Source organism: Streptomyces sp. SA15, from assembly GCF_002291145.1.
GTDB lineage: Bacteria > Actinomycetota > Actinomycetes > Streptomycetales > Streptomycetaceae > Streptomyces.
In genome coordinates this window covers 18,273-32,313 of sequence record NZ_NTGE01000206.1, presented here as the reverse complement: position 1 = coordinate 32,313, position 14,041 = coordinate 18,273, and the positions used below count along the sequence as shown (strand labels likewise).

General features: G+C 70.5%; 13 protein-coding genes and 1 pseudogene. 11 read left to right on the top strand and 3 right to left on the bottom strand.

Translation table 11 applies throughout. The features are described from left to right. The 8 genes and pseudogenes from CLM62_RS43805 to CLM62_RS43770 form a co-directional block, all read left to right on the top strand. Positions 1-707 (top strand): annotated as a pseudogene (locus CLM62_RS43805) (hypothetical protein); the annotation flags it as partial. A gap of 155 nt (positions 708-862) precedes the next feature. Then, positions 863-1,924, top strand: a complete 1,062-nt coding sequence (locus CLM62_RS43800; RefSeq protein WP_095755474.1) for an ATP-binding protein — start codon at positions 863-865, stop codon at positions 1,922-1,924. Then, positions 1,921-3,720, top strand: coding sequence for a hypothetical protein (locus CLM62_RS43795; RefSeq protein WP_095755473.1), 1,800 nt, complete (start codon positions 1,921-1,923; stop codon positions 3,718-3,720). Before CLM62_RS43800 ends, CLM62_RS43795 begins: the two co-directional genes overlap by 4 nt. Positions 3,721-3,784: 64 nt before the next feature. After that, positions 3,785-4,213 carry an OsmC family protein gene (locus CLM62_RS43790; protein WP_095755475.1) on the top strand — a complete coding sequence of 143 codons (429 nt, stop codon included), beginning with the start codon at positions 3,785-3,787 and terminating at the stop codon, positions 4,211-4,213. Positions 4,214-4,401: 188 nt separating this feature from the next. Further along, positions 4,402-5,721, top strand: coding sequence for a hypothetical protein (locus CLM62_RS43785; protein ID WP_306457975.1), 1,320 nt, complete (start codon positions 4,402-4,404; stop codon positions 5,719-5,721). 7 nt (positions 5,722-5,728) lie between these two features. Further along, the gene (locus tag CLM62_RS43780) at positions 5,729-6,487 is read left to right on the top strand and encodes a glycerophosphodiester phosphodiesterase family protein (protein ID WP_095755471.1); all 759 of its coding nucleotides are present in this window, start codon (positions 5,729-5,731) and stop codon (positions 6,485-6,487) included. 137 nt (positions 6,488-6,624) lie between these two features. Further along, positions 6,625-8,511, top strand: a complete 1,887-nt coding sequence (dnaK, locus tag CLM62_RS43775; RefSeq protein ID WP_095755470.1) for a molecular chaperone DnaK — start codon at positions 6,625-6,627, stop codon at positions 8,509-8,511. A gap of 124 nt (positions 8,512-8,635) precedes the next feature. Next, on the top strand, positions 8,636-8,899 hold the full coding sequence (locus tag CLM62_RS43770; RefSeq protein WP_095755469.1) for a hypothetical protein: 264 nt from the start codon (positions 8,636-8,638) through the stop codon (positions 8,897-8,899). Between the two features lie 48 nt (positions 8,900-8,947). Here CLM62_RS43770 and CLM62_RS43765 read toward each other — a convergent pair whose 3' ends face one another. Beyond that, complete coding sequence (locus tag CLM62_RS43765) at positions 8,948-9,763, bottom strand: SAM-dependent methyltransferase (protein WP_095755468.1); 816 nt, start codon at positions 9,761-9,763, stop codon at positions 8,948-8,950. A gap of 103 nt (positions 9,764-9,866) precedes the next feature. Beyond that, the gene (locus CLM62_RS43760) at positions 9,867-10,730 is read right to left on the bottom strand and encodes a helix-turn-helix transcriptional regulator (protein WP_095755467.1); all 864 of its coding nucleotides are present in this window, start codon (positions 10,728-10,730) and stop codon (positions 9,867-9,869) included. Positions 10,731-11,081: 351 nt separating this feature from the next. On the opposite strand from CLM62_RS43760, the gene CLM62_RS43755 reads away from it, so the two are divergent. Next, positions 11,082-11,513, top strand: coding sequence for a hypothetical protein (locus CLM62_RS43755; RefSeq protein ID WP_095755466.1), 432 nt, complete (start codon positions 11,082-11,084; stop codon positions 11,511-11,513). On the opposite strand, the gene CLM62_RS43750 is transcribed toward CLM62_RS43755, so the two are convergent. After that, on the bottom strand, positions 11,495-12,322 hold the full coding sequence (locus CLM62_RS43750) for a helix-turn-helix domain-containing protein (RefSeq protein WP_095755465.1): 828 nt from the start codon (positions 12,320-12,322) through the stop codon (positions 11,495-11,497). The two genes, CLM62_RS43755 and CLM62_RS43750, sit on opposite strands and share 19 nt — an antisense overlap. Before the next feature lie 236 nt (positions 12,323-12,558). On the opposite strand from CLM62_RS43750, the gene CLM62_RS43745 reads away from it, so the two are divergent. Beyond that, the gene (locus CLM62_RS43745) at positions 12,559-13,647 is read left to right on the top strand and encodes an ADP-ribosylglycohydrolase family protein (protein ID WP_095755464.1); all 1,089 of its coding nucleotides are present in this window, start codon (positions 12,559-12,561) and stop codon (positions 13,645-13,647) included. A gap of 86 nt (positions 13,648-13,733) precedes the next feature. After that, the gene (locus CLM62_RS43740; protein ID WP_095755463.1) at positions 13,734-14,039 is read left to right on the top strand and encodes a 4a-hydroxytetrahydrobiopterin dehydratase; all 306 of its coding nucleotides are present in this window, start codon (positions 13,734-13,736) and stop codon (positions 14,037-14,039) included. Positions 14,040-14,041 lie beyond the last annotated feature (2 nt).

Here is a 14,041-nt window from a genome sequence, read left to right as displayed (position 1 = left end):
GCCGGAATCGCCATGCTGTCGGCCTGGAGCAGGTTGTAGGCCACCGGCAGCGCCAGGATCTGCGTGATCACGGCCGGGCCCCGGCTCCAGCTGCGCCGGCCGAGCAGCCCGCGGGCGGCGAGCAGCGCCGGCCCTCGCACCGCCGCTCGGAGCCGATCGTGCTGGCCTCCGGCAACCTCGGCCTGGTCTCCTTCCCGGACGTCCCGCACCGCATGAGCAAGGAGGAGATGGACGCCCGCCACCCCGCCCTGCTCACGACCCTCGCCAACCACCCCGGCATCGGCTTCCTGCTCGTGCGCAGCGAGGAACACGGCGGGGTCGTCCTCGGTCCGTTCGGCACGGAGATCCCGCTGGACGAACTCGACGACAACCCCGGCCCACTCGCCGACTTCGGGCCGGGCGCCGCCGACGTCGTCCGCCGCACGCACTCCTTCCCGCACACCGCCGACATCATGGTCAACTCCTGGTACGACCCCGCCGAGGGCGAAGTCCTCGCCTTCGAGGAGCAGATCGGCTCGCACGGCGGCCTCGGCGGCGCCCAGACCAAGCCGTTCCTGCTGTCGCCGCTCGCCTTCTCCGCACCCGTCGAGGACGGCAAGGAACTCGCCGGCGCAGAGCACATACACCGGGTGCTGCGCCGCTGGCTGCGCGAGTCGGACGGCCCTCAGGTTCCACTGGCGGCGCGCGAGGAGCGACGCGCCGCCTGAACCACGCCTTCCGCTGGGTGGCTCAGGTGGTACGGCTACGGCGGCCGTTCCGCGAATATTCGGATGACGACCGCAACCATCAATTGAGAACCTCAACGGCGAGCAACCACATCCGCGAGAGCGGCGCCGGTTTAGGCGCAAAGGAGGTTCGCTGCGTGCAGGCAGCTGTCACCGTCACGCCCTCCCGTATCCCCGAACTGCTGCTCGGCCTCGCCACCGTGCGGCCGGTCTTCGTCTGGGGTGCCCCCGGCATCGGCAAGTCCTCTCTGGTACGGGAGTTCGCCGCGTCGCTCGGGCTGGAGTGCGTGAGCCTGCTGGGCACCCAGCTCGCCCCCGAGGACCTCATCGGCGTGCCCCAGATCCGTGACGGACGCTCGGTGTTCTGCCCGCCTCAGACCATCGCCCGCGACGAGCCGTACTGCCTGTTCCTGGACGAGCTGAACGCGGCCACACCGGACGTGCAGAAGGCGTTCTACTCGCTGATCCTGGACCGCCGTATCGGAAACTACGAACTCCCCGCGGGCTCCATCGTGATCGGCGCCGGCAACCGCGCCACCGACAACGCCCTCGCCCGCCCGATCGCCTCCGCACTGGTCAACCGCCTCACCCACGTGCACCTGGAGGCCTCCGCGAAGGACTGGCTGACCTGGGCGGCCAACAACGGCATCCACCCCTGGATCCTGGACCACCTCACCGACCGGCCCGACCAGCTGTGGTCCAAGCCGCCCAAGACCGAGGAGCCGTTCTCCACGCCCCGCTCCTGGCACATGCTCTCCGACGCCCTGCACTCCTTCGGCCAGGGCCTCGACGAGGAGACCCTGAAGATCCTCGCGCACGGCACGCTGACGCCCGCGCACGCCATCGCCTTCTGCGGCTACGTCAAGATCGTCCGCAGCCAGTACGGCATCGAGGCGATCCTCAAGGGCGACGCCCGCTGGCCGGCCCGCATCCAGGACCGCGACCTGCTCTACTACCTCGCCGACTCCTTCCGCGGCCGCCTGATCAAGGAACTGCCCGTGAGCAAGGACCACATGTCGGCGAACGGCCGTCAGACCGCGTACCGCGCCAAGTCACTGCTCGTGCAGCTCGCCGAGATCTCCGTGGAGGTCGCCCAGAGCGTCATCGCCTCCGACGCCGACGGCAACCCGGTGCTGCCCGCCTGGTTCCTGGTGGAGGCGGCGCGGGACATGCCACGCCTGGTGGAGGCACGCCGATGAGCCGTACCCGCACGAAGGGGCGGAAGAAACGGGACCTGGCAGGCGAGGCCTTCGAGGCGGGGCTGGCGCTGGTGCGGGCCAACCCGGCGCTGCGCTCCCTGGGGTTGAGCAGCTGCCGCGACGAGAAATGCGACCTGGCGCCCCGCGACGGCCTCGTCCGCGTCGACTCCGAGGGGGAGGTGCACGCACACCCCGACCGGCTCGCCGACCCCGGAGCCTGGGCCTGGGCCATCGCCCACGCCGCCCTCCACGTCGGCTTCGGACACGTCCCGGCGGCCACGGGAGTGCGCGAGCAGCCCGACCGGTTCGACCTCGCCGCCCGCTGCGTCGTCGTCAACCGCTTCCTGCTCACCTTCCCCATCGGCCTGACCCCCGAGCATCTGCCCACCACCTACCCGGACGGCGACGAGGAACAGCTCGCCGCCCGCTGGCGCCGCGACGGGCTGCCCGCGGCGTACGAGCGCTGCGGCACGGCCGGCTCAGAGCCCGACCAACTGCTCCTGACCTGGCCGAAATGGGCCGGACAGCCCCCGGACTGGCAGCTCGCGTTCGCGCGTGCCCTCACCGGCACCATGTCCGCCGCGATGGACATGGCGGGCGGTCGCCGGGACTCCCTGGACGACGACCCGGTCCGCAAACGGCCGTGGGAACGGGCGCTGAGCTGGTTCATCTCCTCCTACCCCCTGCTCGGCGGCATCGCGGCGGGCATGAAACTCGTCGCCGACCCCGAACTCAACCGCGCCCACGGCATCGACATCGCCGCCGTGGACACGGAGGCCGGCGAGATCTACATCAACCCCCTCCGCGACTTCGAGGACGAGGAGTGGCGGTTCATCCTGGCCCACGAGATGCTGCACGCCGCCCTGCGCCACGGCGACCGCTGCGGCACCCGCGACCCGTACCTGTTCAACATCGCCGCCGACTACGTCATCAACGGCTGGCTGTGCGAGATGCAGGTCGGCACGATGCCCGACGGACTGCTGTACGACCCGGAGCTGAAGGGCCTGTCCGCCGAGGAGGTCTACGACCGCATCGCCGGCGACCTGCGCCGCAAGCGCCGCCTGTCCACCCCGCGCGGCAAGGGTGTCGGTGACATCCTCGGCGGTCCGCTCGGCTCGTCCCGCGACTACGTCGACCTCGACGAGTTCTACCGCCGGGGCCTCGCCCGGGGCCTGGACCTGCATCAGCAGCAGGAGCGCGGCTTCCTGCCCGGCGGTCTGATCGAGGAGATCCGCGCCCTCAGCCACCCGCCCCTGCCCTGGGACGCCCGACTCGCCCGCTGGTTCGACGAGTTCGTGCCCCGCCCCGAGCCGGTCCGGTCCTACGCCCGTCCCTCGCGCCGCCAGTCGTCGACGCCCGACATCCCGCGCGCGGGCCGGTACTTCCCGCCCGAGGAGATCGCCCGCTGCACCTTCGGCGTCGTCCTCGACACCTCCGGCTCCATGAACCGGGTCCTGCTCGGCAAGGCACTCGGCGCCATCGCCTCCTACGCCGAGGCCCGTGACGTACCGGCCGCCCGCGTCGTCTTCTGCGACGCGGCCCCGCACGACGCCGGGTATCTGCCGGTCACGGACATCGCCGGCCGGGTAAGGGTGCACGGCCGCGGCGGCACCGTCCTGCAGCCCGGCATCGACCTGCTGCACCGCGCGGACGACTTCCCGCCCGGTGCGCCGATCCTGGTGATCACCGACGGCTGGTGCGACGTTTTGCGGGTGCGGCGCGAGCATGCCTACTTGATTCCCCAGGGTGCTCACCTTCCGTTCACCGCACGTGGGCCGGTCTTCCGGGTGAGCTGAGCCGGAGTGTGATCGGATGGGGTCCGTAACCCGGAAAAACGGGGATCACACGAAAGGAATGACCGTGGCTACCACGCGCTCCGCACACACCGTTTGGGAAGGCAACCTGCTCGAGGGCAACGGTGTCGTCACCTTCGACTCCTCCGGCGCCATCGACGAGCAGCCGGTGACGTGGGCTGCCCGCAGCCAGGAGCCGAGCGGCAAGACCAGCCCCGAGGAACTGATCGCGGCCGCCCACTCCAGCTGCTTCTCCATGGCGTTCTCGCACGCCCTCGCCGGCGCCGGCACCCCGCCCACCAAGCTGGTCGCCTCCGCCGACGTCACCTTCCAGCCCGGTGAGGGCATCACCGGCATCCACCTGACCGTGGAGGGCACGGTCCCCGGCCTCGACGAGGACGGCTTCGTCGCCGCCGCCGAGGAGGCCAAGGTCAACTGCCCGGTCAGCCAGGCCCTGAAGGCCGTACCGATCACGCTGTCGGCGAAGCTGGCCTGACCCGACAAGACATCTTCGGACAAGACATCGTGCAGGCCGCCCCGGTACGGGCGGCCTGCACGACATCGGTTCAGGGCCGTGGGGCAGGGTAGGAACAGGACGGTGTCGGAAGGACTTCGATGGTGACGGCAACGGCCGGTGGTGCGACGGTGCTTGACTCCGCCACTCGTGAACTCACCCGTGTACTCATGCTGTTCAGTCTCGACGGGCGGCTGCGTCCGGAAGGCTCCCCGCTGGGCGGTCTCGTCGACCGGCTCGACTTCGGCCGTTTCGAGCCGCACCTGAGGTCCAGCGAAGCGGTGCTCCCCGTGCCGGTCCTCGCCGAGCGCCTGACGCCTCGGGAGATCGGGCTCCCGCGCGGCGACCACGGTCTCGCCCTCGCCTCGGCCGAGGTGATGGTCCTCGCCACCCCGCGCGGCGACGTCACGCTCCTCGTGGACTGCTTCTTCGCCGCGGAGACCGCACCCGGCGCCCTCGCCTCCTGGCTGGCGGACACCTGCTTCGACCGCGGGCGGATCACCCTCCGCGGCCGGCCGCTGCTGGACGTGCTGAACGAACGGCTCGCCCGGCCGGCTCCTCTCGCCTTCGGCCAGAACGTGCACCAACTCGTCTTCCCCGGCGGACAGTTGAGGCGCGACCTGATGAGCACCGGCATCGACGACGCGGCCCGCAGGCCCGCCCTGCTGAACGAGATCGTCTACCGCGGCCGGATGCCGGTGAGCGACACGGCGGACCTCGACGACGCCATGCCGCCCAACCTCAGGAACCACGGCGTCACCCTCTCCGCCCACGGCCGCGGTGTCTCCGTCCAGGCAGGCTGGGCCCCGCACGTGGAGAACGGCCTCGCCCTGGTCGCCATCGGCATGATCTCCGCCCTCGCCGTCCTGCAGCGCACCCGGCTGGCCGCCTTCGAGACCATGCGGGCCAACGAACGGGCCATGACGGACTCTCCGTACGAGGTCCGCTCCCTCATCTCCCGGCTCTCCGCCGGAGTGAACGAACTCCAACTCGACCTGGCCTTCGGCGTCGAGGCCTACGTGGACAGCCTGCTGATCCCGGAGATGCTCATGGAGCGTTTCCAGTCCTCCCTGCGCGACGCCCTCGGCATCCGCGACAGCCTCGAGAACTCCGCCCGCATGGTCGAGCGGCTGACCTCCGTCATCAACGCCCGCTCCGCCGCCCTGGACGCCGAACTCGCCGAACGCGACGACCGCCGCGACCGCACCGTCTCAGCCCTCGTCGCCGCCGCCACCCTGATCGCCCTGCCGCCCACCCTGCTGCTCACGTTCTTCGGGATCAACGGCACGAACGTCCACGCCGACCGCTCCATCCTCGACCTGCGGGAGTACGGCACGGCGTACGCGCTGGCCTGGCTTCCCTTCGTGGTCCTCGTCGTGATCGGATACGTCCTGCTCAGGCGGGTCAGCAGACGCTCCGGCAGCCTCCTGTCGCAGCCCGACGGCCACCCCCTTCCGGTGCCCGCGCCCCGATCCCCCTCCGGGAGGTGACCCGACGATGCCGCGACGACCCGCCGTCTCCGCCCACCGCGGAGGATCCGAGCGAGCCGGCGCCGCCACCTGGGAGGCGTACGAGGACGCCATCCTGTCCGGCGCGGAGTACGTCGAGTTCGACATCCGGCGCACCGCCGACGGCGTCCTCGTCGTCTACCACGACCCCCGGGTGGCGCACACCGGCCCGCCGCTGTCCCGGCTCACCCACGCCGAGCTGAGCGAGCGCGCCGGATACGCCGTGCCCGTCGTCGACGAGGTCATGGCCCTGATCGCCGGGAAGCTGGTGGGGCACCTCGACCTGAAGGAAGTGGGCTACGAGCGCGACGTGATCGACCGGGCGATCACCCTGCTCGGGTTGGACGGTTTCGTCGCCACGACCCTGGAGGACCGTTCCGTCGCCGCGATCAGCCAGGCGTACCCCCTCGTGCGCACCGCCCTGTCCCTGGGCCGCGACCGCAAGGAGATCGGCGCTGCACGCCTGGCGGGCACCCGGCTGAGCGAGCTGCTGCCCATGCGGCGGGTGCGTGCCTGCGGTGCGAGCGGGGTCGCCGTGCACCACCGGCTGGCTCGCGCGGGCGTGCTGCGGGAGGCCGCCCGGCAGGGCCTGTTCAGCATGGTGTGGACGGTCAACGACGACCTCCCGATGCAGGTGTTCCTCGCCGACCCCCGGGTGGACGTGCTGATCACCGACCGTCCCCGGCGGGCCGTCGCCCTGCGGGGCGGGCGGCACGACGAGCGCCCACTGGGGTACCCGTCTCCTTGATGAGAGTCGGCCACTGAGAAAGAAGCCACCCGCTGGCAATCCTCTTGACAAGAGGCCACTCAAGTTTTGGGCTGGAGTGCGGGAGACCACGGGAGGCTTCCTGGCGGAGGAACTCGGCGGAGGAAGGGGACAGAGCGATGGGACGCGCGGTCGGAATCGATCTGGGGACGACGAACTCGGTGGTGGCCGTCCTGGAGGGCGGCGAACCCACCGTCGTCGCGAACGCGGAGGGGGCCAGGACCACACCGTCGGTCGTGGCCTTCGCCAAGAACGGCGAGGTGCTCGTCGGCGAGGTCGCCAAACGGCAGGCCGTGACGAACATCGAGCGCACCGCCCGCTCCGTGAAGCGGCACATGGGGGACGGGAACTGGCGTTTCCCCGATCAGGGCTCGATCGACGGCACCCGCTACCGGGCGCAGGAGCTGTCCGCTCGGGTGCTGCAGAAGCTGAAGCGGGACGCGGAGTCCTACCTCGGCGAGGACGTCACGGACGCCGTGATCACCGTCCCCGCGTACTTCGACGACGCCCAGCGGCAGGCGACGAAGGAGGCCGGGGAGATCGCCGGCCTGAAGGTCCTCAGGATCATCAACGAGCCGACCGCGGCCGCCCTCGCCTACGGCCTCGACCGGGGCGAGGAGCAGACCGTCCTCGTCTTCGACCTCGGCGGCGGCACCTTCGACGTGTCGCTGCTGGAAATCGGCGAAGGGGTCATCGAGGTCAAGGCCACCAACGGCGACACCCACCTCGGCGGCGACGACTGGGACCAGCGGATCGTCGAGCATCTGATCAAGAAGTTCAAGGGCCAGTACGGCATCGATCTCGGCAACGACAAGATGGCCGTGCAGCGGCTGCGCGAGGGCGCCGAGAAGGCCAAGATCGAGCTGTCCAGCTCGTCGGAGACGACGATCAACCTTCCCTACATCACCGCCTCCGCCGAGGGCCCTCTCCACCTCGACGAGAAGCTGACCCGCGCCCAGCTCCAGGAACTCACCGCCGACCTCCTCGACCGCTGCAAGACCCCCTTCCACCAGGCGGTCAAGGACGCCGGCATCAAGCTCTCCGTGATCGACCACGTCATCCTCGTCGGCGGCTCCACCCGGATGCCCGCCGTCACCGACCTGGTCAAGGAACTCACCGGCAAGGACCCGCACAAGGGCGTCAACCCCGATGAGGTCGTGGCCGTCGGCGCGGCCCTCCAGGCGGGCGTCATCCGCGGCGACGTCAAGGACGTCCTCCTGCTCGACGTCACCCCGCTGTCCCTGGGCATCGAGACCAAGGGCGGCATCATGACCAAGCTCATCGAACGCAACACCACGATCCCCACCCGCCGTTCGGAGATCTTCAGCACCGCCACCGACAACCAGCCCTCGGTCGGCATCCAGGTCTACCAGGGCGAACGCGAGATCGCCGCCTACAACAAGAAGCTCGGCGTGTTCGACCTCACCGGCCTGCCGCCCGCGCCTCGCGGAGTGCCGCAGATCGAGGTGGCCTTCGACATCGACGCGAACGGCATCATGCATGTCTCCGCCAAGGACCTGGCGACGGGGCGCGAGCAGAAGATGACCGTGACCGGCGGCTCCGCCCTTCCCAAGGAGGACATCGACCGCATGATGCGGGAGGCCGAGCAGTACGCCGAGGAGGACCGCAAACGCCGGGAGGCGGCGGAGACCCGCAACCAGGCCGAGCAACTCGTCTACCAGACCGAGAAGTTCGTCCGCGACAACGACGAGAAGATCCCGGCCGACACCAAGACGGAAGTGGAGTCGGCGGCCACCGAACTGAAGCAGCTCCTGGACCAGAACGCCGAGACGGCCGCCCTGCGCACGGGCGTCGAGAAACTCGCCACCGTCAGCCAGAAGATGGGCCAGGCGATGTACGCGTCCGCGTCCGCCGCCGGCGGCGCGACCGAAGCGCAGGGCGCCTCCGGCCATGCCTCCGACCAGCAGAGTGCGCCGGACGAGGAGGGCGTGGTGGACGCGGAGATCGTCGACGACGAGAAGGATTCGAAGGGCGGAGCCGCCTGAAATCGCCGCTTTGCCCCTATTCATGCCGTTTGGGTGAAGGTGGAAGGATTTGGCATGCACGGGCCTCTGGTGAGGCTAAACCTGCTGGAGTCAGCGGAATTGACCTCACCAGAGGGAGTACGACATGGGTAGGAACAGGACGACGTGGCTTGCACGCGCGGCGGCTCTCGCGGCGGGAGCGCTCCTGGCGGGCGCGGCGGCGCAGGGGAGCGCGTACGCGTCGGACGGCAACGTGGACCCGCAGACTACCGCTGCGGCCCCGGCCGGACAGGAGGAGAGCAACAGCACAGAGGGCTTCCAGGAGAGCGGCACGCACGGCCAGCAGGAGAGCGGCACGGACGGACTCCTGGGCGGTGGCGAAGGCGCGGACGGCCCTCAGGACAGCTGAGGTCCCCAAGCGCGGCGTGACGCCGCTGGGCGCCGGAACCCGTAAGGGTCACGGCTTGCGGGCGACTCCCGCGTAGACGGGCACGATGCCCTCCGCCTGCGCCGCGACGTCCTCGGGCTCCGGCCGCCACCCGGACACCGGGATCACGCCGGGCCCGAGGAACTCCAGGCCGTCGAAGAAGCGGGAGAAGTCGGCGAGTGAGCGGGGAAAGAACGGGGTGCCGCTCCGCCGGAACTGGTCGGCGGCCCGCTCGACGGCCTCGGGGCTCAGATCGGGGGTGACCTGCGAGAGGATCAGGAAGCTGCCGGCGGCGAGCTTCGAGACGTAGCGCTTGAGCAGGCCGTACGCGTCGTCGCGGTCCGGCTCGTCGCTCAGGTAGTGGGTGAGCGCGACCAGGGACAGGGCCACGGGCCGCGTGAAGTCCAGGGTCTCGGAGGCCAGACGCAGGATGGTGTCGGGGTCGCGGACGTCGGCGTGCACATAGGTCGTGGATCCCTCGGCGGTGCTGTGCAGCAGCGCCTCGGCATGCCGCAGGACGATCGGATCGTTGTCCGCGTACACGATCTTCGACTCCGGGGCGATGCCCTGCGCGACTTGGTGAAGATTGGGTTCGGTGGGGATGCCCGTACCGATGTCCAGGAACTGGCGTAATCCGGCCTCGGCGGCGGCGCGCACGGCCCGGTGCATGAAGCGCCGGTTGGCGCGCGCCCCGCGTACCACCGTGCCGTCCACAGCGAGGATCCTGCGGGCCAGCGCCTCGTCCACCGGATAGTTGTCCTTGCCGCCCAGCCACCAGTCGTACACCCGGGCCGGATGCGGTCGGCTGGTGTCGATGGCCGGGGGTGCGGCTTCGGATCCGGTCATACGGTGTCTTCTCCTCGGTCTGGAAGGGCTCGACGCACGTGTCAGGGGTGCGTGCGTCGGGGGTGCGTGCGGTGAGGGTGGCGTGCGTTGAGAAGTACTTGCGTCAGAAGTCCGCGCGGCGCTCCCGCAGCAGTTTCTTCGTGCGCTCGGCCGACGCGGCGCGCGCCGACATGTGGTCCAGGACCTCCAGATGCGCGGCGACCTCCTTGCGCGAGTCGAGGTAGAGGGCACCGGTCAGGTACTCGGTGAAGACCAGGTCGGGCAACTCCGCTTCCGCGAACCGGAACAGCGAGAACGGCGCGTACGTCCCCGGATGCGGTCCCTCCGAGAACTCGGCGACCTGGAGCGTGATGCGGTCCCGCTCGGCGAACTCCAGCAGCTTGTCCAACTGGCCGCGCATGACCGCGCCGTCGATACTCACCGGACGCCGCAGCACCGTCTCGTCCATGATCACCCACAGGTGGGGCGGGTCCGCGCGCTCCAACAACTGCTGGCGGGTCATGCGCAGGGACACATGCCGCGCGATCGCCTCCGGGCCCGTCTGCCCGACCGTCCCCGCCTCCATGACGGCACGCGCGTACGCCTCGGTCTGCAGCAGCCCGGGCACGAAGTGCGGCTCGTACGACCGGATGATCCGGGCGGCGCCCTCCAGACTCACGTACAGGCTGAACCAGTCCGGCAGCACGTCGTGGAACCGCTGCCACCAGCCCGGCTGGTTCGCCTCCTCGGCGAGCGCGACGAACACGGCCGTCTCGTCCGCGCCGACACCGTACGTCTCCAGCAGCACCTGCACATACGGAATCTTCAGTGCGACCTCGGCCATCTCCATCCGCCGTACGGTCGCCGGGGCCACCCGCAGCACCTGCGCGGCTTCCTCGCGTTTGAGGCCGGCCGCCTCTCGCAGTTCCTGCAGGCGCTTGCCGAGCACCACCTGGCCCACGGTGGGCGCAGGACGCCGCTCACTCACGCCACGCCTCCCCTACGCGTCGAAGCTTGCGTGCAGTGTGTCATGTTCCACTCCGAGTCTCACTGGTCTCACACCGGTCTTTGTGGAGCGCTGGGGGCATTACCTCGGAGGTAATCGACGGTGGCGGCGGAGGACGGGATGGTGGTGGCACCGGGTTCCGGGCCGGCGCACTCCGGTCCGGGATCCGGCAGCTCGGATCCTGCATCAAGGATCCGATATCCCTCATCCGGGATTCTGGTCCTGGTCCTGGTCCTGGGTTCTGGATCTGGGATCCCGGATCCATCTGGCATACGGGATGCAGGATCCGGGATCCAGTTGCCGCAATCCGACCTCAACGGAGGGTGATTCGCCATGTCCGCGACCCAGCTCACCGCGCTCGCTCGGACCTCCGACCCGCACACCATGCTGCGGCGCTTCCTCGCCTTGGACGCGGTGGTGACCGGGGCGAACGGCCTCGCCTACCTCGCCGCTTCCGGCCCGCTCGGCCGCTTCCTCGGGGCCGACTCCGGTCTGCTGCTCGCACTCGGCGCGTTCCTCGCGGTGTACGCGGCGGCCGTCGGCCTGCTCGCCGCCCGTACCAGGCCGGCCGCGCTGCCGGTACGGGCCGTGGTCGAGGCCAACCTCGCGTGGGCGGCGCTCAGTTTCGTCGCCCTGGCGCTGTGGCTGTCACCGACCACGGCCGGCGCCGTGTGGACGGTGCTGCAGGCGCTTACCGTCGCCGGATTCGCCCTGCTGCAGTACGCGGCCCTGAGGGCGCGTCAGGGTCAGGGAAGCAGTGAGTGAAGATACTTGACCGTCGCGGGGTCGGCCGGAAGCAGCGTCTCGATGGCCAGCTCGGCGACGGTCACGTCCATGGGCGTGTTGAAGGTGGAGATGGAGGAGATGAAGGACAGCGTCCGCCCCTCGTGCTCGATCCGCATCGGCAGTGCGAAGTACGGGACGGACTGGGCCGGTTGGTCGTCGTCCGCCTCCGGGACCGGGTATGCCGCCACTTCCTCGTACAGCGCCCGCAGCGGCTCGGAGCGGCGCAGGGCGATCTGCCGTTCCATCTGGGCGAGCAGATGCCCGCGCCACTCACGGAGGTTGCGGATACGTGGCGCCAGGCCCTCCGGGTGGAGAGTCAGCCGCATCACGTTCAGCGGGGGCGCGACCAGCGACTCCGGAATGTCGTCGAGCAGCATCAGGATGCCCCGGTTGGCCGCGAGGACGTTGTACATCGCGTCGAGCACGAGTGCCGGGTAGGGCTCGTAGCCCTGGATCAGCCGCTCCACGCCCTCGCGCAGGGAGTCCAGCGCCGGGTCGTCCAGCGGGGTCTGTGGGTAGCGGGGCGCGTAACCGGCGGCCAGCAGCAGCGCGTTGCGCTCACGGACCGGGACGTCGAGGTGCTCGGCCAGCCGCAGAACCATCTCCTCGCTCGGCCGGGAACGGCCCGTCTCGATGAAGCTGATGTGCCGGGCCGAGGAGTCCGCGCGCAGCGCCAACTCCAGCTGACTGACCCGCCGTTGCTCCCGCCAGGCTCGCAGCAGCGGGCCGACACCCTTGTCGGCGGGGGTGGTGGCGGGTGCGGCGGAACCGGACGCGACAATGGTCATACGGACGACCGTAGTCGAGGAGCGGGCGATTGTGTCCGGTGGACGGGCGACCGATGCGAGGACGGGCGACCGTGTCCGAGGAGCGGGCGACCGTATGCGAAAAGCGGGCGACCGCATCCGAGGAGCGGGCGACCGTATGCGAAAGGCGGGCGGCCGGATCCGAGGAGGCGGGCGACCGTATGCAAGGAGCCGGCGACCGTATCCGAAGAACGAGCGACTGAAATCGAGGAGCCTGGATGATCCTGCCGTCGAAGCCGACCTTGGAGACCACGGCGGTGTACCGCGCCAGAGTGCGCGGCTGCCTCCTCGGCGGGGCGATCGGTGACGCCCTCGGCTACCCCATCGAGTTCTCCTCCCTGGACCGGATACGCGCGACCCACGGCGACCGCGGGGTGACGGGGTTCGTGCCCGGCGGCGGGGGCGTGGTGGGCCGGATCAGCGATGACACGCAGATGACCCTGTTCACCGTCGAGGCCCTTGTCCAGGCCCACGCACGGGAACGGGAGAAGGGCATCGGCGGCGGCTGGGCCCTGCTGCTGCGCTGGGCGTACGAGCGGTGGCTGGAGACCCAGACGAAGCCGGGCCCGGAGCAGGCCGCGCCGCCGGAGAGCGGCGCCCCGTCGGGCGGTCTGATCACCGAGGCCTGGCTGTACTCCCGCCGCGCCCCCGGCAACGCCTGCCTGTCAGGGGTCGCCCAGATGTACGCCCCCGACCCGTGGCTGGAACTCGACGGCAAGCCCGGGCAGGTCAACCCCGACTCCAAGGGCTGCGGCACGGTGATGCGCTCGGCCCCCTTCGGCCTGTGCAACCCCGCCGACGGGGCCTTCGCCATGGCCGCCCGCGGCGCCCAGATCACCCACGGCCACCCCACCGGCTACTACGCGGCGGGCGCGCTGGCGGCGATCGTGGCGAACGTGGTGGCCGGGGACTCCCTGGAGGGCTCGGTGCTGCGCGCGCTGCGGGTGCTGGAGCGCCATCCCGGCCACGAGGAGACCTCGAACGCGTTGCGCCGGGCCGTCGATCTGGCCGCGGCGGGATCGCCGACGGCGGAGAAGGTCGAGACCCTCGGCGCCGGCTGGGTCGCCGAGGAGGCTCTCGCCATCGGCGTCTACTGCGCGCTCGCCGAGCCCGGTGTCGAGGAAGCCCTGCTGCTGTCCGTCAACCACTCCGGCGACAGCGACTCCACCGGCTCCATCTGCGGCAACCTGCTCGGCGCCCTGCACGGCGACGTCGGTCTGCCGCACGCGTGGGTCGAGCGGGTCGAGGGCCGTGACCGGATCGCCGCGCTCGCCGACGACCTGGCGGCCGAATGTTCCCGCGGCTGATCCCCGGGAACCCGCCTGACCAGGCCCGAAGCAGCACGCTTGTGGCAGGCTGAAGAGGTACCCGGCATCCAGGAAGGAGCGAGGTCATGCCCGTCGAACCGCTGTCGCAGAAGGAGATCGAGGACCGGCTCGCGGAGTTGCCCGGCTGGTCGCTCGACGGTGACCGCCTGACCCGCTCCTACCGGCTCGGCAACCACTTCGCCGCCACGGCGATGGTCGTCCACATCGCCCAGGTCCAGGAGGAACTCGACCATCACTCCGACCTCACCCTCGGCTACAACACGGTGTCCCTGACCGTGAACACACACAGCGTGGGCGGGGCCGTGACCGAGCTGGACTTCAAGCTCGCGCGCAGGGTCGAGGACCTGGCACCGGGCCACGGAGCCCGCTGACG

Excerpts from the sequence above, each read along its gene's own strand:
- dnaK (WP_095755470.1), top strand. The coding sequence starts at position 6,625 with ATGGGACGCGCGGTCGGAATCGATCTGGGGACGACGAACTCGGTGGTG.
- CLM62_RS43745 (WP_095755464.1), top strand. The coding sequence starts at position 12,559 with ATGATCCTGCCGTCGAAGCCGACCTTGGAGACCACGGCGGTGTACCGC.
- CLM62_RS43795 (WP_095755473.1), top strand. The coding sequence starts at position 1,921 with ATGAGCCGTACCCGCACGAAGGGGCGGAAGAAACGGGACCTGGCAGGC.
- CLM62_RS43755 (WP_095755466.1), top strand. The coding sequence starts at position 11,082 with ATGTCCGCGACCCAGCTCACCGCGCTCGCTCGGACCTCCGACCCGCAC.
- CLM62_RS43750 (WP_095755465.1), bottom strand. The coding sequence starts at position 12,322 with ATGACCATTGTCGCGTCCGGTTCCGCCGCACCCGCCACCACCCCCGCC.
- CLM62_RS43780 (WP_095755471.1), top strand. The coding sequence starts at position 5,729 with ATGCCGCGACGACCCGCCGTCTCCGCCCACCGCGGAGGATCCGAGCGA.
- CLM62_RS43740 (WP_095755463.1), top strand. The coding sequence starts at position 13,734 with ATGCCCGTCGAACCGCTGTCGCAGAAGGAGATCGAGGACCGGCTCGCG.
- CLM62_RS43765 (WP_095755468.1), bottom strand. The coding sequence starts at position 9,763 with ATGACCGGATCCGAAGCCGCACCCCCGGCCATCGACACCAGCCGACCG.
- CLM62_RS43770 (WP_095755469.1), top strand. The coding sequence starts at position 8,636 with ATGGGTAGGAACAGGACGACGTGGCTTGCACGCGCGGCGGCTCTCGCG.
- CLM62_RS43785 (WP_306457975.1), top strand. The coding sequence starts at position 4,402 with ATGCTGTTCAGTCTCGACGGGCGGCTGCGTCCGGAAGGCTCCCCGCTG.